This is a genomic window from Paraburkholderia phymatum STM815 (assembly GCF_000020045.1).
GTDB lineage: Bacteria > Pseudomonadota > Gammaproteobacteria > Burkholderiales > Burkholderiaceae > Paraburkholderia > Paraburkholderia phymatum.
Genome location: NC_010622.1, coordinates 3,247,620 through 3,268,541, shown reverse-complemented (window position 1 = coordinate 3,268,541; position 20,922 = coordinate 3,247,620). Strand labels below are relative to the sequence as shown.

The 20,922-nt window shown below is 64.4% G+C and carries 22 protein-coding genes; 13 read left to right on the top strand and 9 right to left on the bottom strand.

What is annotated here, in order from left to right; translation table 11 throughout:
• Positions 1 to 78: 78 nt before the first annotated feature.
• The 5 genes from BPHY_RS14840 to BPHY_RS14820 all read left to right on the top strand — a co-directional run bounded on the left by BPHY_RS14840 (position 79) and on the right by BPHY_RS14820 (position 5,323).
• Positions 79 to 1,092, top strand: coding sequence for an ABC transporter permease subunit (locus tag BPHY_RS14840; protein WP_012402264.1), 1,014 nt, complete (start codon positions 79 to 81; stop codon positions 1,090 to 1,092).
• A gap of 87 nt (positions 1,093 to 1,179) precedes the next feature.
• Positions 1,180 to 2,097 carry an ABC transporter permease subunit gene (locus BPHY_RS14835; RefSeq protein ID WP_012402263.1) on the top strand — a complete coding sequence of 306 codons (918 nt, stop codon included), beginning with the start codon at positions 1,180 to 1,182 and terminating at the stop codon, positions 2,095 to 2,097.
• Between the two features lies 1 nt (position 2,098).
• Entirely contained in the window at positions 2,099 to 3,103 is a 1,005-nt protein-coding gene (locus BPHY_RS14830) for an ABC transporter ATP-binding protein (RefSeq protein ID WP_012402262.1), read from the top strand.
• Positions 3,100 to 4,137, top strand: a complete 1,038-nt coding sequence (locus BPHY_RS14825; RefSeq protein WP_012402261.1) for a peptide ABC transporter ATP-binding protein — start codon at positions 3,100 to 3,102, stop codon at positions 4,135 to 4,137. The genes BPHY_RS14830 and BPHY_RS14825 overlap by 4 nt, the downstream gene beginning before the upstream one ends.
• Positions 4,130 to 5,323 (top strand): TraB/GumN family protein, encoded by a 1,194-nt coding sequence (locus BPHY_RS14820; protein WP_012402260.1) that lies wholly within the window; start codon positions 4,130 to 4,132, stop codon positions 5,321 to 5,323. Before BPHY_RS14825 ends, BPHY_RS14820 begins: the two co-directional genes overlap by 8 nt.
• Here the strand turns inward: BPHY_RS14820 and BPHY_RS14815 are convergent.
• From BPHY_RS14815 to pxpB, 6 genes are all read right to left on the bottom strand, one after another.
• Complete coding sequence (locus tag BPHY_RS14815) at positions 5,317 to 5,928, bottom strand: tetratricopeptide repeat protein (RefSeq protein ID WP_012402259.1); 612 nt, start codon at positions 5,926 to 5,928, stop codon at positions 5,317 to 5,319. The genes BPHY_RS14820 and BPHY_RS14815 overlap by 7 nt on opposite strands.
• Positions 5,929 to 6,153: 225 nt before the next feature.
• Positions 6,154 to 7,110 (bottom strand): DUF979 domain-containing protein, encoded by a 957-nt coding sequence (locus BPHY_RS14810; RefSeq protein ID WP_012402258.1) that lies wholly within the window; start codon positions 7,108 to 7,110, stop codon positions 6,154 to 6,156.
• On the bottom strand, positions 7,107 to 7,871 hold the full coding sequence (locus BPHY_RS14805) for a DUF969 domain-containing protein (protein ID WP_012402257.1): 765 nt from the start codon (positions 7,869 to 7,871) through the stop codon (positions 7,107 to 7,109). Before BPHY_RS14805 ends, BPHY_RS14810 begins: the two co-directional genes overlap by 4 nt.
• 276 nt (positions 7,872 to 8,147) lie before the next feature.
• Positions 8,148 to 8,900, bottom strand: a complete 753-nt coding sequence (gene pxpA, locus BPHY_RS14800; protein ID WP_012402256.1) for a 5-oxoprolinase subunit PxpA — start codon at positions 8,898 to 8,900, stop codon at positions 8,148 to 8,150.
• Positions 8,901 to 8,916: 16 nt separating this feature from the next.
• On the bottom strand, positions 8,917 to 9,969 hold the full coding sequence (locus BPHY_RS14795) for a 5-oxoprolinase subunit C family protein (protein ID WP_012402255.1): 1,053 nt from the start codon (positions 9,967 to 9,969) through the stop codon (positions 8,917 to 8,919).
• Positions 9,966 to 10,619, bottom strand: a complete 654-nt coding sequence (gene pxpB / locus BPHY_RS14790; protein WP_012402254.1) for a 5-oxoprolinase subunit PxpB — start codon at positions 10,617 to 10,619, stop codon at positions 9,966 to 9,968. The genes BPHY_RS14795 and pxpB overlap by 4 nt, the downstream gene beginning before the upstream one ends.
• A gap of 200 nt (positions 10,620 to 10,819) precedes the next feature.
• On the opposite strand from pxpB, the gene BPHY_RS14785 reads away from it, so the two are divergent.
• Positions 10,820 to 11,332, top strand: a complete 513-nt coding sequence (locus BPHY_RS14785) for a winged helix DNA-binding protein (RefSeq protein ID WP_012402253.1) — start codon at positions 10,820 to 10,822, stop codon at positions 11,330 to 11,332.
• 161 nt (positions 11,333 to 11,493) lie between these two features.
• On the opposite strand, the gene BPHY_RS14780 is transcribed toward BPHY_RS14785, so the two are convergent.
• A complete protein-coding gene (locus tag BPHY_RS14780) occupies positions 11,494 to 12,105 on the bottom strand; it encodes a 5-formyltetrahydrofolate cyclo-ligase (RefSeq protein WP_012402252.1) in 612 nt (203 codons plus the stop codon).
• Between the two features lie 31 nt (positions 12,106 to 12,136).
• On the opposite strand from BPHY_RS14780, the gene BPHY_RS14775 reads away from it, so the two are divergent.
• The 4 genes from BPHY_RS14775 to BPHY_RS14760 all read left to right on the top strand — a co-directional run bounded on the left by BPHY_RS14775 (position 12,137) and on the right by BPHY_RS14760 (position 17,089).
• Entirely contained in the window at positions 12,137 to 14,110 is a 1,974-nt protein-coding gene (locus BPHY_RS14775; RefSeq protein WP_012402251.1) for a lytic transglycosylase domain-containing protein, read from the top strand.
• 92 nt (positions 14,111 to 14,202) lie between these two features.
• The gene (locus tag BPHY_RS14770) at positions 14,203 to 15,159 is read left to right on the top strand and encodes a complex I NDUFA9 subunit family protein (RefSeq protein WP_012402250.1); all 957 of its coding nucleotides are present in this window, start codon (positions 14,203 to 14,205) and stop codon (positions 15,157 to 15,159) included.
• A 32-nt stretch (positions 15,160 to 15,191) separates the two neighbouring features.
• A complete protein-coding gene (locus tag BPHY_RS14765) occupies positions 15,192 to 15,839 on the top strand; it encodes a glutathione S-transferase family protein (protein ID WP_012402249.1) in 648 nt (215 codons plus the stop codon).
• Complete coding sequence (locus BPHY_RS14760; protein ID WP_012402248.1) at positions 15,836 to 17,089, top strand: multifunctional CCA addition/repair protein; 1,254 nt, start codon at positions 15,836 to 15,838, stop codon at positions 17,087 to 17,089. Before BPHY_RS14765 ends, BPHY_RS14760 begins: the two co-directional genes overlap by 4 nt.
• On the opposite strand, the gene BPHY_RS14755 is transcribed toward BPHY_RS14760, so the two are convergent.
• Together BPHY_RS14755 and BPHY_RS14750 are read right to left on the bottom strand one after the other, a co-directional pair.
• The gene (locus BPHY_RS14755) at positions 17,090 to 17,284 is read right to left on the bottom strand and encodes a DUF2905 domain-containing protein (protein WP_012402247.1); all 195 of its coding nucleotides are present in this window, start codon (positions 17,282 to 17,284) and stop codon (positions 17,090 to 17,092) included.
• A 24-nt stretch (positions 17,285 to 17,308) separates the two neighbouring features.
• Positions 17,309 to 18,502, bottom strand: a complete 1,194-nt coding sequence (locus BPHY_RS14750; protein ID WP_012402246.1) for a class I SAM-dependent methyltransferase — start codon at positions 18,500 to 18,502, stop codon at positions 17,309 to 17,311.
• Between the two features lie 13 nt (positions 18,503 to 18,515).
• Here BPHY_RS14750 and BPHY_RS14745 point away from each other — a divergent pair, with 13 nt between their 5' ends.
• The 3 genes from BPHY_RS14745 to ttcA all read left to right on the top strand — a co-directional run bounded on the left by BPHY_RS14745 (position 18,516) and on the right by ttcA (position 20,826).
• Positions 18,516 to 19,346, top strand: a complete 831-nt coding sequence (locus BPHY_RS14745; RefSeq protein WP_012402245.1) for an SDR family oxidoreductase — start codon at positions 18,516 to 18,518, stop codon at positions 19,344 to 19,346.
• A gap of 73 nt (positions 19,347 to 19,419) precedes the next feature.
• Positions 19,420 to 19,812, top strand: a complete 393-nt coding sequence (locus BPHY_RS14740) for a dihydroneopterin aldolase (RefSeq protein ID WP_012402244.1) — start codon at positions 19,420 to 19,422, stop codon at positions 19,810 to 19,812.
• A 3-nt stretch (positions 19,813 to 19,815) separates the two neighbouring features.
• Entirely contained in the window at positions 19,816 to 20,826 is a 1,011-nt protein-coding gene (ttcA, locus tag BPHY_RS14735; RefSeq protein ID WP_012402243.1) for a tRNA 2-thiocytidine(32) synthetase TtcA, read from the top strand.
• The last annotated feature ends 96 nt before the right edge of the window (positions 20,827 to 20,922 follow it).

The following is a 20,922-nucleotide window of genomic DNA, read 5'->3' as shown; positions in this document are numbered from 1 at the left end:
CGAAATGGTCCGGCGACCGGGGTCACGAGCCCTCGTCGCCGGTTGCGTTTTTTCTCACCAAGACCATAGGGACGAACCATGTTCCGATTCGTTTTGCGCCGCATCGGGATGGTCATACCGACGTTCATCGGTATCACGATCCTCGCGTTCGCGCTTATTCACCTGATTCCGGGCGACCCCATCGAAGTGATGATGGGCGAGCGCGGCGTCGACCCGGCCATGCACGCAGCCGCGATGCATCGACTGGGGCTCGACGAGCCGCTGCCCGTCCAGTACCTCCATTACGTCGGCCACGCGCTGCAAGGGAACCTCGGCACGTCGATCATCACCAACACCAGTGTGATGGACGAATTCGTGGCCCGTTTCCCCGCCACCGTCGAACTGTCGATCTGCGCGATGCTGTTCGCGTTGATCGTCGGGCTGCCGGCGGGCGTGTTCGCGGCGCTGCGGCGCGGCTCAGTGGTCGATCATGGCGTGATGGGCACCGCGCTGACCGGCTACTCGATGCCGATCTTCTGGTGGGGCTTGATCCTCATCATGTTCTTCTCGTCCAAGCTCGGCTGGACGCCCGTCTCCGGCCGCATCGCCGTCGAGTACGACATTCCGCACGTGACCGGCTTTCTGCTGATCGACTCGCTGCTGCCCGGCACGGATGAAGGCTCGTTCCGCTCGGCGCTGTCTCACCTGATCCTGCCGTCGATCGTGCTCGGCACCATCCCCCTCGCGGTGGTCGCGCGAATGACGCGTTCGTCGATGCTCGAAGTGCTGCGCGAAGACTACATCCGCACGGCGCGTGCGAAGGGTTTGTCGCCGGGACGCGTGATCGTCGTGCATGCGCTGCGTAATGCGCTGATCCCTGTCGTGACCGTGATCGGTCTGCAGGTCGGCACGCTGCTTGCGGGCGCCGTGCTGACGGAAACCTTGTTCTCATGGCCGGGCATCGGGAAATGGCTGATCGATGCGATCGGCCGGCGCGACTATCCCGTCGTGCAGGGCGGTATCCTGATGATCGCGACGCTCGTGATTGTCGTGAACCTCGTCGTCGACTTGCTGTACGGCGTGCTCAACCCACGCATTCGCCATACGAGGTAAAAGGAATATGTACCCCCACGCTCACATTTGTTCGCTTCCCCCCAAGCGGGCGCATGCCTGCCTTGAGGCGGCTCGGCGGGAGGCATGATGGCCGACATCCAAAATACAGTCCCCCAGGCAGTGACGCCGCCGAGCGGCCGCGCCATTGCCGCTCGCGAATTCTGGTCTAATTTCTCGCGCAATCGCGGTGCGGTTACCGCGGGCATCATCGTGCTGGTGCTGATCTTCGTCGCGATTTTCGCGCCGCTGATCGCGCCGCACAGCCCGATCGAGCAATATCGCGATTCCGTGAAGATTCCGCCCGCCTGGCTCGATGGCGGCAACTGGAAATTCATTCTCGGCACCGACGAAGCAGGCCGCGACATCCTCTCGCGCCTGATGTACGGCGCGCGTCTGTCGTTCTGGATTGGCTTCGTGTCCGTGATCCTCGCGCTGATTCCCGGCATCGTGCTCGGTCTCATCGCCGCGTTCTTCGAGAAGTGGGCCGACACGCCGATCATGCGCATCATGGACGTGCTGCTCGCGCTGCCGTCGCTGCTGCTCGCGGTGGCCGTCGTCGCCATCATCGGTCCTGGCCTCGTGAACACGATGCTTGCGATCGCGATCGTCGCGCTGCCGGGTTATGTGCGTCTGACGCGCGCGTCGGCGCTCGGCGAACTGCACAAGGAATACGTGATGGCCTCGCGCGTCGCGGGTGCCGGCACGGTCCGCCTGATGTTCTCGCAGGTGCTGCCGAACTGCACGGCGCCGCTGATCGTGCAGGCCACGCTCGGCTTTTCGTCGGCGATTCTCGATGCCGCCGCGCTCGGCTTCCTCGGCCTCGGCGTGCAACCGCCGTCGGCGGAGTGGGGCGCGATGCTCGCATCGGCACGCGACTACATCGACAGCGCATGGTGGATCGTCACCATGCCCGGTCTCGCCATCCTGATCTCGGTGCTCTCGATCAACCTGCTCGGCGACGGGCTGCGCGACGCACTCGACCCGAAACTCAAACGGCTGGCCTGACATGAGCAACGGTAACCTATTGACCATCCGCAATCTTGCGGTGAACTTCGGCGGCCTGCCCGCCGTGGATCGAATCAATCTGAACGTGGCGCCGGGTGAAGTGGTCGGCGTGGTCGGCGAATCGGGCTCGGGCAAGAGCGTGACGATGATGGCGCTGATGGGCCTGATCGACGCGCCCGGCAAGGTCACGGCCGACGAAATCACGTTCGACGGCAAGGATCTGCTGAACGCGTCGCCGAAAGCGCGCCGCAAGATCATCGGCAAGGACGTCGCGATGGTGTTTCAGGATGCGCTGACGAGCCTGAACCCCAGCTACACCGTCGGCTATCAGATCAAGGAAGTGCTGAAGCTGCACGAAGGGCTGCGCGGCGATACGCTGAACCGGCGTGCGCTCGAACTGCTCGATCAGGTCGGCATTCCCGATGCGAAGAACCGCATCGACACGTTCCCGCATCAGATGTCGGGCGGCATGAACCAGCGCGTGATGATCGCGATGGCTGTCGCGTGCAATCCGAAGCTGCTGATCGCCGACGAGCCGACCACCGCGCTCGACGTGACCATTCAGGCGCAGATCATGCAACTGCTGGTTCAGTTGCAGAAGGAGCGCGGCATGGCGCTCGTGCTGATCTCGCACGATCTGGCCGTCGTGTCGGAAGTCGCGCAGCGCGTGGCCGTCATGTACGCGGGCGAAGTGATCGAAACGAACCGCGTGCCCGATATCTTCACTGCGCCGCATCATCCGTACACGGAAGCGCTGCTGGCCGCGATTCCCGAGCACAACGTCGGCGCGGTGCGGTTGTCCGCGTTGCCGGGCATGGTGCCGGGACGCGACGACCGCCCTAGGGGCTGTCTGTTTGCGCCGCGCTGCAAGTACGTCGTCGACGACTGCAACAAGGCGCGGCCCGCGCTCGCGCCGCTGGCCGATCACGACGCCGCAGCCCAGGTTCGCTGCATCAAGCCGCTTAACCTGGTTCGCGATGCCATTCAACACGGAGGCGCACGATGAATGCAGTACCCGAAACGCGGCGCCCGGATGGTGACAAACCCGGCAAGCCCGCAGGCGATCTCGTGCTGGTCGCCGACAACCTCACGCGTCACTACGACGTAAAGCGCGGCATGTTCGGCCACGGCACCGTGAAGGCGCTGAACGGCGTGTCGTTTCAACTGGAACGCGGCAAGACGCTCGCCGTAGTCGGCGAGTCCGGTTGCGGAAAATCGACGCTCGCGCGTCAGCTGACCATGATCGAATCGCCCACGTCCGGCCGTCTGCTGATCGACGGCGAAGACGTGGCGGGCGCGAGCCACGAGAAGATTGCCCAACTGCGCCGCCGCGTGCAGATGGTGTTCCAGAACCCGTTTGCGTCGCTGAATCCGCGCAAGACCGTCGAGCAGACGCTGGCCGAGCCGCTCGCGATCAACACCCAGCTGAACGCGAGCGAACGCGTCGAACGGATCGCGCACATGATGCGCGTCGTCGGCCTGCGGCCCGAGCATGCGAAGCGTTATCCGCATATGTTCTCGGGCGGCCAGCGTCAGCGTGTCGCGATTGCGCGCGCGATGATTCTCGACCCGCAGATCGTCGTCGCCGACGAGCCTGTCTCCGCGTTGGACGTGTCGATCCAGGCGCAGATCCTGAACCTGTTCATGGACCTGCAGGACGAGTTCAAGACAAGCTATGTGTTCATCTCGCACAACCTGTCGGTGGTCGAGCACGTTGCGGACGACGTGATGGTGATGTACTTCGGCGGCATTGCCGAACTCGGCGACAAGAAGCGCATTTACAGCAAACCGCGCCATCCGTATACGCGGGCGCTGATGTCGGCGACGCCGTCGATCTTCGAAGCGGACCGCCGCATCCAGATCAAGCTGCAAGGCGAAATGCCTTCGCCGCTGAATCCGCCGTCGGGCTGTACGTTCCATCAGCGTTGCCCGTATGCTATCGACCGTTGCCGCAACGAAGAGCCGAAGCTACGTGAAGTGGATGGTCGTCAGGTCTCGTGTCATCGCGCCGAGGAGGTGGGAGAAGACACGAATGCATGATGGGGTGACGGCGCGTGATCCCGCGCGCCGTCACGCGCGCCGTCTGCACGCGATGCGTGCGGGCGGCACGCGCGTTGCGTCTGGCTGTCGGCGGATTGCGCGCGTCCTGATGGGCGCGGCACTCGTCGCGGCGGCGCAATGTCCGTTGCATGTCTTCGATGTGATCGCCCCGGCGCACGCCGCGGGTGCCGCAGCGAATACGCCGGTGCAAGCCGCGCAGGCCAATCAGGTCGGGCGTCCGGCCGTTCCCGTGCCGCGTGATTCGTCACAACCGCGCGCGACGCTGCCCGGCTTCAATCCACCGCCTTCCTATGCCAGTGGCACGACGGCGAGCGGTCCGGTGCGCGCGCAACCGGCGCGGATGCCGTTCTATGTCGCGACGCGCGGCAAAACCACCCTCTATCTGCTCGGCACGCTGCACGTCGGCGATCCGAACGACTATCCGCCGGCTCAGCCGTTCCGTGCGCCGATTCTCGGTGCGCTGGCCGCATCGCCGACGCTCGCGCTCGAACTGTCGCCCGACGACCTGCTCGTCTCGCAGGACGACGTGTCGAAGTATGGCGTCTGTTCCTATCAATGTCTGCCGAAGCAGTTGCCGGAGCCTTTGTGGCACAAGCTGGAGACGCGTCTGCGCAGCAACCCCGCCGCGCTCGAAGAAATCCGCAAGATGCGGCCGTGGCTGGCCGCGTTGCTGGTCGAAACCTACGATTCCCTGTCCGCGGGCCTGCAAACCGAGTACGGCACGGAGGCGCAACTGCAGAATGTGTATCTGCGACAAAAGGGCAAGGTGGTCGGACTGGAGCGGCTCGCTGAACAGATGCGCGCGTTCACGGGACTCACGCTGGCGCAGCAGCGCGAAATGCTCGCGCAGGATCTCGTGCAGACGCCCGCGGAAAACGTCGCGGACGTGCGGACCTTGCACCGCTTGTGGCGCGTCGGCGACGCCGATGCGATTGCCGCGTGGGAAGCGGCGAAGTCCGAGAAACTCGCGCGCGACAAGCAAGTGTCCGCGCAGGTCGACAACAAGATTGTGTTCGATCGCAACCGGCGCTTCGTCAACCGGATGCTAGCGATCGCTGCACCTAACAAGCCTGTGTTCGTTGCGATCGGCGCGTTGCATCTGGGCGGACAGAAGGGCGTGCTGCAGCTGTTGCGGCAGCGAGGGTTTGTCGTCGAGGCTTATTGACGGGCTGGCGAACCGTTCGTTTTCAGACGGACGTTGGCGGTGCGCGCATTCAGCGACAGCAGCGCGCGATAGTGCTCGTCGGCATCGTCGAACTTCATCAGGCGATCGAGCGCCGAGCCAAGATTCAGATGCACGTCTGCGAGCGTCGGATCGATCTTCAACGCCTCGCGATAGTGATGCACCGCTTCGTCAAGCTTGCCTTGTGCTTCGAGTGCGACGGCGATGTTGTTGTGCGCATCGGGCGAACGCGGATCGAGCGCCAGCGACACGCGGTAGCAACGCAGCGCCAGCGCCGTGTCGCCGAGCGCGTCGGCCACGAAGCCGCGGTCGTTCCAGCACTCCGCATTGTCAGGCTCGAGTTCGAGCGAACGGTCGATGTAGTCGAGCGCTTGCGCATGCTGGCCGCGTTGATGCAGCAGCACGCCATAGCCATGCAGCGCGAGCGGATGGCTGGGGCAGACGTCGAGTGCTTCGCGGTACAACGATTCGGCTTCGTGAAAGCGCGAGGCGCGGTGCGCTTCGAGCGCGAACGCGAGCGTGACGGGAACAATGTGAACGGTGCAGGACGGTGAGGGGACAGCGGGGACGGTGGACTGCGCGTGCATGACGGTGCTCTCCAGACTCTCGAAAGAGCCGGCGCACACGTTGATGCGCCGGACGTTGACTGTGAACGACGGGACATCCACAGGTTAGGTCCGGGGCTTCGGCCAAACTATCAGATGCATCCTAAAAAGGACGGCAAGCCTTTTCAAAAGCGGCGCGCGGACGGTACGCGAGTCTTGAAAACGGGCTGTCGCGAAGCGCCTGCACGCCGGGCCGGCGCGAATGCGTTACAGGAACATCAGGAAGTTGAGCAGGAAAATATTCACGACGAGCAGCGTGAGCGCTGTGGGAACCTGCACCTTGATCACGGCGTTCTTGTCGGGCAGTTCGAGCAGCGCGGCGGGCACGATGTTGAAATTCGCGGCCATCGGCGTCATCAGCGTGCCGCAGTAGCCAGAGAACATGCCGATTGCGACCATCACGGCCGGGTTGCCGTGAAACACGTTGACGAGGATTGGCACGCCGACGCCGCCCGTCATCACCGGGAACGCCGCGAAACCGTTGCCCATCACCATCGTGAACAGCGCCATGCCGACGCAGTAGACGGCCACGGCGATCAGCCGGTAATCGAGGCTGATGTACGCCGTCGTCACGTGCGCGACCGCCTTGCCGACGCCCGCGTCCGAGAACACGAGGCCGAGCATGCCGAGCATCTGCGGCAGCACGGCGGCCCACGATAGCGCGTCGACGAGACGGCGTGCTTCCTTCATCGACTGGCCGACGGTGTCGCGCGTCATCACGCACGCGAACGCCAGCGCGATCACGCAGCCGATGCCGAAGCCGATCAGCGTGACGTTCTTCTGCTCGATCAGCGGCGTGCCGCCGAACACCAGATGGCTGGCCGTCAGCGTGACGATCACCGTGACGACGGGAATCGTCAGCGCGGGGACAAAGAGCTTGTTGCGCAGGCGGCCGGCGCTTGCCTTGCGCGCCGCTTCGGACAGCACTTTCGGCTTCGCCGCCGTCACACCGCCGAAGCCGGCGATCAGCGCCATCGCGATGACGAGCGCGCCGACGAGCTCGAGGGGCAACTTGTCGCCAATCAGGAAGATCAGCGCGTAGATGATCCAGAAACCGCCCGCCGTGAAGCGGCGCGGATGGTCGCGATCGACGGCGATCATGCCGCCGATCACCAGCAGTACGATGCCGACCAGCCAGAACAAATAGTTGATGGTGAGTGTCATGCTTCGTCCCCAGTCGTCGCGGGCTTGCCCGTTGTGTTGTTATTGATGTTTGCGCCAGTCGGTTTCGCCGCGTTGCCGCGCAGTTCGCGTTCGAGCTTGCGATCGAGCAGATACAGCCGGAAGCCGTGAATCAGGAACGCGCAAATGGCCGTCGGAATGCCCCACACGGCGACATGCATCGGCTCGACGGTGATGCCCGCTTCCCTCAGGAACGTGACCATCAGCACGATTGCGCCGAACGCGACGAAGATGTCCTCGCCGAAGAAGAGACCGACGTTGTCGGTCGCCGCCGAGAACGCGCGCAGCTTGTAGCGCACTGCATCGGTGAGCTTGCCGAAGCGCGTCTCCGTGGCGCCTTCCGCCATCGGCGCGATCAGCGGGCGCACCATCTGCGGATGCCCGCCGAGACCCGTCAGACCGACGGCCGCAGTCAACTCGCGCACGAGCAGATAGACGATCAGGAGACGCCCGGCCGTCGCGGCCTTGATGCTCGCGATCCACGCCTGCGCGCGCTCGCGCAGCCCGTGCCGCTCGAGCAAACCGATCACCGCGAGCGGCAGCAGGATGATGAGGGGAATGTTGCGCGTCTTGATGAAGCCGCTGCCGATTGCGGCGAGAATCTTGTCCGGTGGAAAATGCGCGGCGATCGCGGTGATGACGGCGGCGGCGGCCACGATCAGCATTGGATTAAAGCGCAACAAGAACCCGATGATGATGACCGCGACTCCAATGAGCGGCCATAGGTTGACGGTTGACTGCATCGATCTCTCCAGAGGTGGTCCTGCATTGGGACACCGCTCGTGGCGGCGAACTTTACGAATCCGGCCGATGCGTGTCGGCCCGGTTGCCCTCGTTGCGTGCGGCTTCTTTGGCCGCCTCGCTCACTGCCCTGTCGTTGCTGCTGGTCTTGCGATGACTGCCTGGGGTACTGCCGAACTTCTGATGCGTCAAAAAGCCGTTGGCAACTATCTGTGTCGCTTTTGGCAAACGCCCCGCATGAAGCGGGGCGTCGACTGATGCCTGACTGGCGGCGCGAATCAGACGCGCACCGCGTTGGCTGCATGCACGCCGATTCCCGCCGCTTCGAGCGCGTTGCGGATGCGGCGCGCGAACGCCAGCGCATGCGGGCCGTCGCCGTGCAGGCAGATGGTCTGCGCGTTGAGCGGCACCCACTCGCCGCTCAACGCCTGCACGCGCTGCTCGCGCACCATCGTCAGCGTGCGTGCGAGCACCTCGTCCTCGTCGTCGAGCATCGCGCCCGGCTCCTTGCGCGGCACGAGCGAGCCGTCCGCGCGATAGCCGCGATCGGCGAAGACTTCCTCGATCGCGACCAGTCCGGCATTGCGCGCGGCCGTGACGAGGCCGCTGTTCGCAAGCGCAAACACGGCCACGGAAGGATCGAAGTCGTGCACGGCGGAGACGATCGCGTCAGCGATCTTCGGGTCGCGCGCGGCCTGGTTATAGAGTGCGCCGTGCGGCTTCACGTGTGCGATGCGGCCGCCTTCCGCCTGCGCGATCGCCGACAGCGCGCCGAGTTGATACAGCACGCCAGCGTAGATCTCGCCCGCAGGCAAATCCATTTCCTTGCGGCCGAAGTTTTCCGGGTCGTTGAAGCTCGGATGCGCGCCGATCGACACGCCTTTCTCGACGGCCCAGCGCACGCATTCGCGCATCGCGTTCGGCCCGCCTGCATGCCAGCCGCACGCGATGTTCGCCGAGCTGACGAGATCGAGCAGTGCCTCGTCCGAGCCGCATCCTTCGCCGAGATCGGCGTTCAGGTCGATTTCCATGATGTCCTCATTGGTCTTACACCGCTGCGGACGCAGCAACGCGCGCGCAGCGTTCTTCATGCATGCCGATCGCGGCATCGATCTGCCGCAAGTACTTGCGTTCCTCGATCAGCGCCTGGCGCGCTTCGTAAGGTGTGGTCGGAATGAAGCGCACCGCGCCGTTCAGGCGCACCTGCGCGAGCTTCCATAAATCCGCGTGAATCACTGCGCCGATCTTCGGATAGCCGCCCGTGGTCTGCGCGTCGCTCATCAGGATGATCGGCTGGCCGTTGGGCGGCACCTGGATCGTGCCGGGCATCACCGCGTGCGAGAGCAGATCCGTTTTTTGCGTGCGCTTCAGTTCCGTGCCGGACAGCCGGTAGCCCATGCGGTTGCTGTTCGGCGTGACGAGCCATTCGTCGTTCCAGAACGCTTCCTGCGCGTCGGCCGTGAAGCTGTCGTACTCGGGGCCAGGCAGCACGCGAACGGGCGGCGCCCACGCGACGCCCGACGGATGACGGCCGCGCCGCACGGGCTCGTCGACGAGTACGAACTTGCACCACGCGGGCGCCTTCACGCCGAACTCCGGCGCATCGGGCGAAAAGCCGGACCCTGCGCCCGGTCGCGGCGCGCCGATGGGCAGGCGGTCGCCGTCGCGCAGCGCGCGGCCGCCAAGTCCGCCGAAGCCCGCATGCAGATCCGTGCTGCGCGAACCGAGCATCGGCAGCACGTCGATGCCGCCAGCGATGCACACGTAGCCGCGCATCCCGCGTTTGGCCGCGTTCAGCGTCAGTTCCTGGCCGGCCTTGACGGGCAGGCTCCAGTACGAATAGACAGGCTTGCCGTCGAGCGTCGCGCCGAATTCGGTGCCCGTAATCGCGACGCGCGTCGCGCGCGGAAAGCGCAGCACCGTGGGGCCGAAGGTAATTTCGAGCCCGGCGGCATCGGGCCGGTTGCCGACCAGCCGATTGCCCACTTCGAGCGACAGCCGGTCGAGCGCGCCGCCCATCGCGACGCCGAGATGCCGGTAACCATGCCGGCCGAGATCCTGGATCGTGGTCAGAAGACCCGCGCGTATCACGTCGATCATGCGTGCAGCCCCGCGATGGTGAAGCGGACGCGATCGCCCGGTTGGAGGAGCGTGGGCGGATTGCGTGCCGGGTCGAACAGCTTCTGCGCCGTGCGGCCGATCAGCTGCCAGCCGCCCGGCGACGTTGCCGGATAGATGCCCGTCTGCGCGCCGCCGATGCCGACCGAACCGGCGGGCACTTCGAGCCGCGGCTCGCTGCGGCGCGGTGTGTGCAGCGCTTCCTCGAGCCCGCCCATGTACGCGAAGCCCGGCTGGAAGCCCAGAAAGAAGACAACGTAGTGGCCGCCCGCATGCCGCTCGACGACTTCGTTCACGGTGAGCCCAGTGTAATCGGCGACCGCTTTGAGGTCCGGGCCGTACTCGCCGCCGTACTGCACGGGAATCTCCACTTCGCGGCCTTCGGCGGGCGCGGCGCTGGCGGCGTCCCACGCGGCCGCGAGGCGTGCGGCCAGGTCGCCGGGATCGGCTTCGAGCGGATCGAAGATCACGGTGAGATTGTTCATGCCCGGCACGACTTCGAGCACGTGCGGCCATTCGCGCGCTGCCTGCGCGGTAGACCACACGCGGCGCTGGCAATCGAGCGTGGCCGGCGGCGGCGCCTCGCAGACGAGGGCGGTGTCGCCGAGCGGGAAGATGCGGGCTTCAGTCATCGCGGGTTGGTGTCATGTTGCTGGTTAGGGCGAGAAGCCGCATTCATCTGACGATGCGTGCCGGGCTCTCGCGAGAGGCTAGCGTACATTCTCAATAAAATATCTACAATTTATCAATAAGCGATGTCCCCAGGCTCGCCCGCATCCGATGGAAGTCGTACACTTCGCTCCAATCATCACGCTTCTCTTAAAAAATCATCATGGCGCGCCATCCGACCAAAATCGTCTCATCGGAGCATCTTGTTTCTGAGTTCAGTGCAGAACTGTCCGAACTGGAATACGGGTTGATCATGGCGAGCAACGCGTTCAACCGCTGGATGGTCCGTTGCATGGCGGCGGCTGGGGACAAGGACATGACGGCGATCGAGGTGTCGCTGCTGCACCATGTGAGTCATCGTGAGCGGCGCAAGAAGATTGCCGACATCTGTTTTGTGCTGAACATCGAGGACACGCACGTCGCGACGTACGCGCTCAAGAAGCTTGTAGCTAGAGGGTATGTAAAAAGCGAAAAGACCGGCAAGGAGGTGTTCTTTTCGGCGACGCAGGCGGGGCGCGACTTGTGCATGAAGTATCGCGAGGTGAGGGAGAACTGTCTGATCGCGACGTTGAAGGAAAGCGGGCTCACCAATGAGCAGATCGGGGAGGCGGCGCAGTTGATGCGCAATGCTTCCGGGATGTATGACACCGCTGCGCGGGCGGCTGCATCTTTGTAGGTTTTTTGCCTGCGGTGCTTGCCTGCGGCGCCGCGTCGCCGTTTTTTTCGCCCGCTGGCATCCGCGTTTTGCGCTCGTGCTTCACGCGTTGCCCCGCGCAAGGCAACGCCAGCTAACGGGAGAAACGATGCGGGTGCCAGCGAAGAAACTCCACAGCACAGTTACACCGAAGCTGCCGGCTCGGAATACCACCGGGCATCGGTGATCACAGCATCAAGCGGAATATCATGCGCCTCGCGTGCGAGAGCATCTGTACGACACGCTTCATACGCGATGCCCACGGTCACGGGGACGGGGCCTCCGGCACGACGAAACGCAGCGAGCGTGCGGTCGTAGTAGCCGCCACCGTATCCAAGCCGATATCGATCGGCATCAAACCCGACGCACGGCACAAACAGCACATCAGGCACGATGACCTCACCGGAAGTCGGCTCATGAATCCGATGAGCCCCAACTTGCATCGGCATATCCGGTGTCCACACATGAAATTCGAGCGGCTTGTCGCGCCCCGTGATGACGGGCAAGGCGGCGCGCCTCGCGCCATCGCCCGAAAGCCACACGGCAAGCGCGTCGCGCATATCGAACTCGCCCGATAAAGGCCAGTACAACCCTACACTTGTCGGCGCGTAGACCGTTAACGCATCAAGCACTCGACGGCCCAGCGCGTCGTTGTTCGCTGCCTCGCGAGCCGCATGCAGCCGCGCTTCCAGCAGTGTTGCGCGCAGGTCCTTTTTCGATTTCGCCGCGGGGTTGCATGCTATGCTTGAGTTCAATTCGCGCTCCAGAAACGCTCTAGAAATAACGATGTCCAAACGCCTTTTCCGAGTATATCGCGCGGCCAGTCTGGCGCTCGCCGCGGCGGCACTCGTCGCGTGCAGCACGGCCTCCGCGGTCAAGCCCATCCAGCTCTCCCAACTCACCAACGACGACCAGATTTTCGTGCAGTTGCGCGAGGCAGCGCGCAACAACGACGCAGGCCGCGCTGCGCAACTCGCGGCGATGATTCCGGACTATCCGGCGCCCGCGTACCTCGAATACTTCCAGCTGAAGCCGCAACTGTTCGACGGCTCGGGCCATCCGCGCATCGACGCAGCCGACGCACCCGTGCTGTCGTTCTTGCAACGCTACGACGGCCAGGCCATCGCCGACCGCATGCGCAACGACTACCTGGTCGTGCTCGGCGCACGACACGACTGGCGCAACTTCGACCAGCAATACGCGCGCTTCGTGCTGAACGACGACACCCAGGTGAAGTGCTACGCGCTCGAATCGCGCGCGGCGAAAGGCGAGAACGTCGTCGACGCAGCGCGCGCGCTGCTCGTCGAGCCGCGCTATTACGGCGACGGCTGCGTCGATCTCATCACCTCGCTGGCGATCAGCCAGCAGTTCACGACCGACGACGTATGGCAGCAGATCCGTCTCGCGTACGAACAGAACCAGACCAGCACGGGCGCGAAGCTCGTCGACGCACTGGGCAACAACCGTCCCGATCCGACGCTGTTCGATCAGGCCGCAACTACGCCGCCGTTGCTGCTCGCGCGCGGTGTCGGCGCCGATCCGCAATCGCATCAGCTCGCGCTGCTCGCGATCACGCGCATGGCCCGCAACGATCCCGCCATGGCAGCCGCCACCTTCGGCTCGGTCGCACCTTCGCTGACGTCGCCCGAACGCGGGATCGGCTGGGGCACGATTGCGTATCAGGCCGCTGCGAAGCAGATGCCGGGCGCCGTCGACTGGTATCGCCTGTCGGCGAATGCACCGCTGTCCACGCCCGCTTACGAATGGCGCACGCGCGTCGCGCTTCTTGCCGGCGACTGGACGATGGTGCGCTGGTCGATCGAGCAAATGCCGCCTTCATTGCGCAGCCAGCCCGCGTGGGCCTACTGGCACGCGCGCGCTATCAAGGCGGCGGGCGACGTGACGACGGCCAATCAGGAATTCGAGTCGATCGCGCAGCAGTACAACTTCTACGGCCAGCTTGCCGCCGAAGAACTCGGCCAGAAGATCGTCGTGCCGCCGAAAACCACCGTCACCGATGCCGAAGTGCAACAGGCGGGCGACACGCCCGGCTTCGCGCTTGCCCAGAAGTTCTATCAGCTGAATCTGCGGCTCGAAGGCAACCGCGAATGGAACTGGCCGTTGCGCAGCATGACCGACCGTCAACTGATCGCCGCCGCCGAATATGCGCGCCGTATCGAGCTCTATGACCGCGCAGTGAATACGGCCGATCGCACGAAGACCGAGCACGACTTCTCGCTGCGCTTCCTGTCGCCGTTCCGCGATATCGTCGAGCGCGACGCGCAGTCGAACGGGCTCGATGTCGAATGGGCGTATGGTCTGATCCGTCAGGAATCGCGCTTCATCATGAACGCGCGCTCGGAGGTCGGCGCGAGCGGCCTGATGCAGCTGATGCCGGGCACGGCGCAACTGGTCGCGAAGAAGATCGGCCTCGGCACCATCTCGCGTGCCCAGATGAACGACATCAACACCAATATCCTGCTCGGCACGAACTATCTGTCGATGATCTACAATGAGTTCGACGGCTCCGCCGTGCTCGCCACGGCGGGCTACAACGCAGGTCCGGGCCGTCCGCGCAACTGGCGCGCGTCGTTGCCGCGCGGTGTCGAAGGCGCGATTTTCGCGGAAGCGATTCCGTTCCAGGAAACGCGCGACTACGTGAAGAACGTGCTGTCCAACACCGTCTACTATGCGGCGTTGTTCGAAGGCCGTCCGCAATCGCTGAAGGCGCGTCTGGGTTATATCCAGCCGTTGCAGTAACGATGCGCCATGCCGCCGCCGCGTGACCCGTCACGCAAGCGGCGGCGCTCGAACCTCAGCCGTTGCCGCGGCTTCCATCAGGGAGTCGAAAAATGCGACATCAAACCATCGCGGTCATCGGCGGTTCCGGTTTTATCGGCAGTCATCTCGTCAACGCGCTCGTCGAAATCGGCAAGACGGTGCGCATCGCCACCCGCCGCCGCTATAACGCGCGGCATCTCACGCTGCTTCCCATCGACGTGGTGGAAACCGACGTGTTCGATCCCATTCAGCTCGCGCGTTTCGTCGAGGGCGCGGACGCCGTGGTCAATCTGGTCGGCGTGCTGCACGGCCGTCGCGGCGATCCGTATGGACCCGAGTTCGCGAAAGCGCACGTCGAATTGCCAACCAGGATCGTCTCCGCCTGCGAAGGCAAGAGCGTGCACCGGCTGATCCACGTCAGCGCGATCGGCGCCGACCCGCGTGGGCCGAGCATGTATCTGCGCTCGAAGGGCGATGGCGAGCGCGCGATTCACGCATCGTCGATGCTGGCGTCGACGATCTTTCGTCCCTCGGTTGTGTTCGGTCCCGAAGACCAGTTCCTCAACAAGTTCGCGTTCCTGCAGCGCATGTTTCCCGTCATCCCGCTCGCCAAGGCCGGCGCGCGCTTTCAACCGATCTTTGTCGGCGATGTCGCGAAGGCAATCGTGAACGTGCTGGACCTCGACGCCTCGACGGGGCGCACGTATGAGCTGGGCGGTCCTTCCGTCTACACGCTCGAAGCACTCGTCGAATATTGCGGCGACGTAATCGGCAAGCATGCGCGCATCGTGCGGCTGCCCGATTCGCTGGCGCGTCTGCAGGCGCTGTCATTCGAACTCGCGCCCGGGGAGCCGGTACTGTCGCGCGACAATCTCGACTCGATGAAGATCGATGCCGTACTGAGCGCACCCCTCGCGCCCGAACTCGATATTGAGCCCGCCAGCATCGAAACCATCGCACCCGTATACCTGACGGGCTCGTCGTTCCGTTCGCGCTTCAATGCGTTCCGCGCGAGCGCGGGCCGTTAAACTGTGCCGTTCAACCCACTCTATCGCGAAGCATGAAACTCATTATCGGCGACAAGAACTATTCGTCCTGGTCAATGCGGCCTTGGCTCGTACTCAAGCACTTCGGCATTGCGTTCGAAGAAATCATGATTCCGCTGTTCGAACCCGAGACGAAAGCGTCGATCCTCGCGCACTCGCCTTCGGGGAAGGTGCCGAGCCTGCTGACGGACGACGGCGTCACCGTGTGGGATTCGCTCGCGATCTGCGAGACGCTTGCAGAACGTCACCCGCAGCACGCGCTGTGGCCGCGCGACGCCGTTGCGCGTGGCCGTGCGCGCAGCGTTAGCGCCGAAATGCATTCCGGTTTCGGCGATCTGCGCTCGAACATGTGGATGAACATTCGCGCGTCGTTTCCTGGCAAGGGCGCGACGCCCGGCGCACTCGCCGACATCGCGCGCATCGACGCGATCTGGAGCGAATGCCTCGAAACTTATGGCGGTCCGTTCCTGTTCGGCGACTTCACGATTGCGGACGCAATGTACGCGCCCGTCGTGATGCGTTTCAACACGTGGCAGCCGAAGCTGTCGGCAGCGGCGGGTGCTTACGCGCGCCGCGTAACGGAACAACCGGCCGTCGCCGCGTGGATTAGCGATGCCTTGCGCGAAGGCCATGACATCGCCAAGTACGACGTTTGCGCATGAATATCTACGCAGTAGGCGGTGCGATCCGCGATGAACTGCTCGGCATGCCCGTGCAGGATCGCGATTACGTGGTGGTCGGCGCGACGCCCGAGCAGATGATCGCGCAGGGCTTTCGCCCCGTCGGCAAGGACTTTCCGGTGTTCCTGCATCCCGACACGCAGGAGGAATACGCGCTCGCGCGTACGGAGCGCAAGACATCGGCGGGTTATCACGGCTTTCAGTTTTTCTACGCACCCGATGTCACGCTGGAAGACGACCTCGCGCGACGCGACCTGACGATCAATGCGATGGCGCGCGAGGTTACGCCTGACGGCGCGCTCATCGGCCCGGTGATCGATCCGTTCAACGGCCGGGAAGACCTCGAGCACCGCGTGTTCCGTCATGTCAGCGACGCGTTTCTCGAAGATCCCGTGCGCATTCTGCGCGTCGCGCGCTTTTCGGCGCGCTTTGCGGATTTCAGCGTCGCACCCGAGACGCTCGCGCTGATGCGCAAGATGGTCGAGGCGGGCGAAGTCGATGCACTCGTGCCGGAGCGCGTGTGGCAGGAAGTGTCGCGCGGCTTGATGGAGAAGAAGCCGTCGCGCATGTTCGAGGTGCTGCGCGACTGCGGCGCACTCGCGCGCGTTCTGCCGGAGATCGACGCGCTCTATGGCGTGCCCCAACGCGCCGACTATCACCCGGAAGTGGATACGGGTGTGCATGTGATGATGGTCGTGGATCACGCGGCCGCGCAGAACTATGCGCTGGCCGTTCGCTTCGCCGCGCTCACACACGATCTGGGCAAGGCGACCACGCCCGAAGACGTGTTGCCGCGTCATATCGGCCACGAAGGGCGCAGCGTCGATCTGCTCAAGCCGCTGTGCGAGCGTTTGCGCGTGCCGAACGAATGCCGCGATCTCGCGCTGCTGGTGGCGCGCGAGCACGGCAACATCCATCGCGTGATGGAAACGAAGGCGGCCGGTCTCGTGCGGCTTTTCGAGCGCAGCGACGCGCTGCGCAAGCCGGCGCGTTTTGCCGAAGCATTGCAGGCCTGCGAGGCCGACGCGCGCGGCCGGTTAGGCTTCGAAGCGAACGCGTATCCGCAGGCCGAGCGTTTGCGTCAGGCGCTCGTCGCGGCGCGCGCCGTCGATGCCGGCGCGGTAGCGAAGTCGTATGAAAACAGTCCCGCGGAGATCAAAGACGCCGTGCATCGCGAGCGCGTGCGGGCCGTGGCAAAAGCGCTGAACGAAGCGCCTTCCGGGCAAGCGTAGTTAAAGCAGCCGGGCGATCAGCGACAGCAGCATCGACAGCACCAGCGTCGACATGAAGGGAAACGGATATTCCTTTCCGAACAGCCGCAGCGTGACGTCGCCCGGCAACCTGCCGATACCCAGCTTGCGCAGCCACGGCCAGCACGACGACAGCACGGCCACCGCGATGAAGGTAGTCAGCAGCCAGCGGATCATCGGTGCGCCTCGAATCAGAGTGCTTCAGAGCGTATGGGAGCGGTCGCCGCGCGCAAATGCATCGAGCGTGCCGTCGATGCCGCGCGAGAACGCGATCACCTTGAACAGTTCGCCCATTTCCGCTTCCGACAGCAGTTTCTGGACCGCGTTGGCGGCGGGCAGGAAGTTCGGGATGTCGGACGGATCGATTGCGCTCAATGCTTCCGTGATGCCTGCGTTCATCAGAAAGCGCGCCTGCGACGTATAGCCGAGCAGGTCCGCGCCCGCATCGACGCCCGCTTCGGCGATTCCCGTGAATTCCACGTGCGCGGTGATGTCCTGCAAGCCCGGGTAGAGAAACGGATCGCCGTGCGCACGGTGCCGGTAGTGGCACATCAGCGTGCCCTGTGCGCGCTGCGCGTGATAGTACTCGTGACGCGGAAAGCCATAGTCGATCAGGAACACCGCGCCGCGTGTCAGCATCGTGCAGACGGTGCGCGTGAAGGCGAGGGCGGCTTCGTGCGTTTCCGTGACGTAGTCCGCGTCGCCTTCGATGTCCAGATCGCGCAGAAAGGCGGCATCGTGCGTCGACGGGAGGGGACGGTCCTCGAACCGCAGCATGCCGCCTTCTGCCGCGACGCCGCGCTCATGCCACGTTCCGCTGGCGCGCGCGAACAGCCGCACGGGCATCGCGTCGAGCACTTCGTTGCCGACCACGACGCCTTCGAACGCTTTCGGCAGCGCGTCGAGCCAGCGCACACGGGGAGCGAGCGCCGGCGCGAGAGCATCGATGGTTTCGCGCTGACGTTCGCGCAATTCGCCGGACAGATCGACGATCGAGTAGGTGTCGAACGGCGCACCGAGTTCGAACAGCGCATTCAGCAAACCGGACGCGAGCTTGCCCGTGCCCGCGCCGAATTCCATCACATGGCGTGTGCCGCTCATTTCGAGCGCCTGCGCGACGGGCCGCGCGAGCGTGCCGGCAAACAGCGGCGACAGTTCCGGCGCCGTCACGAAGTCGCTGCCGTCCTCGGCGCGGCGCCCGAACTTGACAGCGCCGCCGCTGTAGTAGCCCAGTCCCGGCGCGTACAACGCGCGCTCCATGTAGCGATCGAACGGCATCCAGCCGCCGTTTGCATCGATCTCAGCGCGAATCCGCGAAACCAGCGCTTCGGACTGCGCGAGCGCGGTCGGGCCGGGAGCAGGTAAACTATCGGGTTGGTGAGCTTTCGGATTCATCCCCGCATTGTAAATGACCGTCTCGAACGATACCTTCGCCGCCCGCGCCCAGCCGCACCGGCCCGTCCGCACCGTGCTCGTCACGGGCGCCGCGCATCGGATCGGCAGAGGGCTGGCCGTCGGGTTCGCCGCGGCGGGCTGGGACGTGGCGGTGCATTACGGGTCGTCGCAGGAACAGGCCGACGGCGTAGTCGCCGAAATCGCCGCGCTGGGACGGCGGGCGGTCGCGCTGAAGGCGGATCTGTCCGTCGAGGCGGAAGTCGAGCGGCTCGTGCCCGATTGCATGGCGGCGCTCGGGCGTCCGTCCTGCATCGTGAACAACGCGTCGCTGTTCGACGAGGACACCGCGTTCGATGTCGGTTACGCGAAGCTGCTGCACCTGACGTCGATCAACCTCGGCGCGCCGCTCGTGCTTGCGCGGATGCTGCACGAAGTCACGCCGGACGACGCGCGGCACGATGAATCGCTGCGCACGTGCGTGATCAACGTGCTCGACCAGAAGCTGTACAACATGAATCCGGATTACCTGTCGTACACACTGTCGAAGGCCGCGCTCGGCACGGCGACCGTCGCGCTCGCGCAGGCGCTGGCGCCGAAGGTGCGTGTCGTGGGTCTCGCGCCAGGCCTCACGCTGCAATCGGGCGATCAGACGCCAGCCAGCTTCGCGGATGCGCACAAGGTGACGCCGCTCGGCCGGGCGTCGCGCGTCGAGGATCTCGTCGCGGCGGCGCTGTATCTCGCGGATGCGCGCGGCGTGACGGGCACGACGCTTGTCGTCGATGGCGGCCAGCATCTCGTGCCGCTGCCGCGCGACGTGATGTTCTTGACGGGCGGCGACGGCTAGACGGCGCGCCCACCGGCGCGTCCGAAGCGCGCCCAATTGCAACTTAAGCAGCAACTTTTGTACTGGAACGAACATGTCCGCCTTGCTTCATCCCCGGCTTGCTGATTGCCGCCGGCTCTTTCTGCGCAACTACGAGGTGCACATCAACATCGGCGTGCACGATTTCGAAAAGCGCGGCGAGCAGCGCGTGGTGATCAATGTCGAACTGTTCGTGCCGCTCGCGCAGTCGACGCCCGTCGAAGACAAACTGCGCGAGGTCGTCGACTACGACTTCATGCGCTCGACGATCGCGGCGCGCGTCAGCCAGGGGCACATCCATTTGCAGGAAACGCTTTGCGACGACCTTGCGAAAGCGCTGCTCGCGCATCCGCAAGTGCGGGGCGTGCGTCTGTCGACGGAAAAGCCCGATGTCTATCCCGACTGCGACGCCGTGGGCGTCGAGGTCTTCCAGATCAAAGAGGACTGAGCGATGAACGCTCCCGACACCCTGACGGGCCTCGAAGCGAACGCGCCCGTTACCGAAGAAGCCCCCGCCGCCAGCGAGGCCGAGCGCAAGCGCGCGCACACGCGTCGCGAGCAGAAAGAGCAGTACGAGAACAACAAGCTGTTCAAGCGCCTCGCGCGCCAGGTCGGCCAGGCGATCGGCGACTTCAACATGATCGAGGATGGCGACAAGGTGATGGTGTGCCTGTCGGGCGGCAAGGACAGCTACGCGATGCTGGATGTCCTGATGCGCCTGCGCGAGCGCGCGCCGATTCACTTCGACATCGTCGCCGTGAATCTCGACCAGAAGCAGCCGGGCTTTCCGGAACACGTGCTGCCCGAGTATCTGAGCAAGCTCGACATTCCGTATCACATCGAGAATCAGGACACGTACAGCATCGTCAAGCGCCTCGTACCCGAGGGCAAGACAACGTGCTCGCTATGCTCGCGCCTGCGCCGCGGCATTCTCTACCGCGTGGCGGGCGAGCTCGGCGCGACGAAGATCGCGCTCGGCCATCATCGCGACGACATCCTGCAGACGCTGCTGCTGAACCTGTTCTACGGCGGCAAGCTGAAGGGCATGCCGCCCAAGCTGCAATCCGACGACGGCAAGAACGTCGTGATTCGTCCGCTCGCGTATGTGAAGGAAACGGACCTCGAGAAGTACGCGGAACTGCGTCAATTCCCGATCATCCCGTGCAACCTGTGCGGCAGCCAGCCGAACCTGAAACGCGCGGAAATGAAGGCGCTGATCCGCGAGTGGGACAAGCGCTTCCCGGGGCGCGTCGACAACATGTTCAACGCATTGTCGAACGTGGTGCCGTCGCACCTGATGGATCACAAACTTTTTCCGTTCGCGAGTCTGCGCGCGACGGGCGAAGCGGACCCGCATGGCGACATCGCTTTCGACGAAGAACCGTGTTCGGCCGATTCCGCGTCGAACCAGACGCAGCGGCCATCGCAAACGGTTTCGTTCGTTCAGTTTGACGACATCTGACACCTTGCACTCCCCGCAAAGCCTTTGAAAACAGGCATTTGCGGGGCGATGCAGACACATCCAGCGTGCTAAAATCGCGCACTCCAAACTCGTCAA

What these genes read in the sequence shown, in the direction of transcription:
- BPHY_RS14840 (WP_012402264.1), top strand. Translation starts at nt 79, where the DNA reads ATGTTCCGATTCGTTTTGCGCCGCATCGGGATGGTCATACCGACGTTC.
- BPHY_RS14835 (WP_012402263.1), top strand. Translation starts at nt 1,180, where the DNA reads ATGGCCGACATCCAAAATACAGTCCCCCAGGCAGTGACGCCGCCGAGC.
- BPHY_RS14830 (WP_012402262.1), top strand. Translation starts at nt 2,099, where the DNA reads ATGAGCAACGGTAACCTATTGACCATCCGCAATCTTGCGGTGAACTTC.
- BPHY_RS14825 (WP_012402261.1), top strand. Translation starts at nt 3,100, where the DNA reads ATGAATGCAGTACCCGAAACGCGGCGCCCGGATGGTGACAAACCCGGC.
- BPHY_RS14820 (WP_012402260.1), top strand. Translation starts at nt 4,130, where the DNA reads ATGCATGATGGGGTGACGGCGCGTGATCCCGCGCGCCGTCACGCGCGC.
- BPHY_RS14815 (WP_012402259.1), bottom strand. Translation starts at nt 5,928, where the DNA reads ATGCACGCGCAGTCCACCGTCCCCGCTGTCCCCTCACCGTCCTGCACC.
- BPHY_RS14810 (WP_012402258.1), bottom strand. Translation starts at nt 7,110, where the DNA reads ATGACACTCACCATCAACTATTTGTTCTGGCTGGTCGGCATCGTACTG.
- BPHY_RS14805 (WP_012402257.1), bottom strand. Translation starts at nt 7,871, where the DNA reads ATGCAGTCAACCGTCAACCTATGGCCGCTCATTGGAGTCGCGGTCATC.
- pxpA (WP_012402256.1), bottom strand. Translation starts at nt 8,900, where the DNA reads ATGGAAATCGACCTGAACGCCGATCTCGGCGAAGGATGCGGCTCGGAC.
- BPHY_RS14795 (WP_012402255.1), bottom strand. Translation starts at nt 9,969, where the DNA reads ATGATCGACGTGATACGCGCGGGTCTTCTGACCACGATCCAGGATCTC.
- pxpB (WP_012402254.1), bottom strand. Translation starts at nt 10,619, where the DNA reads ATGACTGAAGCCCGCATCTTCCCGCTCGGCGACACCGCCCTCGTCTGC.
- BPHY_RS14785 (WP_012402253.1), top strand. Translation starts at nt 10,820, where the DNA reads ATGGCGCGCCATCCGACCAAAATCGTCTCATCGGAGCATCTTGTTTCT.
- BPHY_RS14775 (WP_012402251.1), top strand. Translation starts at nt 12,137, where the DNA reads ATGTCCAAACGCCTTTTCCGAGTATATCGCGCGGCCAGTCTGGCGCTC.
- BPHY_RS14770 (WP_012402250.1), top strand. Translation starts at nt 14,203, where the DNA reads ATGCGACATCAAACCATCGCGGTCATCGGCGGTTCCGGTTTTATCGGC.
- BPHY_RS14765 (WP_012402249.1), top strand. Translation starts at nt 15,192, where the DNA reads ATGAAACTCATTATCGGCGACAAGAACTATTCGTCCTGGTCAATGCGG.
- BPHY_RS14760 (WP_012402248.1), top strand. Translation starts at nt 15,836, where the DNA reads ATGAATATCTACGCAGTAGGCGGTGCGATCCGCGATGAACTGCTCGGC.
- BPHY_RS14755 (WP_012402247.1), bottom strand. Translation starts at nt 17,284, where the DNA reads ATGATCCGCTGGCTGCTGACTACCTTCATCGCGGTGGCCGTGCTGTCG.
- BPHY_RS14750 (WP_012402246.1), bottom strand. Translation starts at nt 18,502, where the DNA reads ATGAATCCGAAAGCTCACCAACCCGATAGTTTACCTGCTCCCGGCCCG.
- BPHY_RS14745 (WP_012402245.1), top strand. Translation starts at nt 18,516, where the DNA reads ATGACCGTCTCGAACGATACCTTCGCCGCCCGCGCCCAGCCGCACCGG.
- BPHY_RS14740 (WP_012402244.1), top strand. Translation starts at nt 19,420, where the DNA reads ATGTCCGCCTTGCTTCATCCCCGGCTTGCTGATTGCCGCCGGCTCTTT.
- ttcA (WP_012402243.1), top strand. Translation starts at nt 19,816, where the DNA reads ATGAACGCTCCCGACACCCTGACGGGCCTCGAAGCGAACGCGCCCGTT.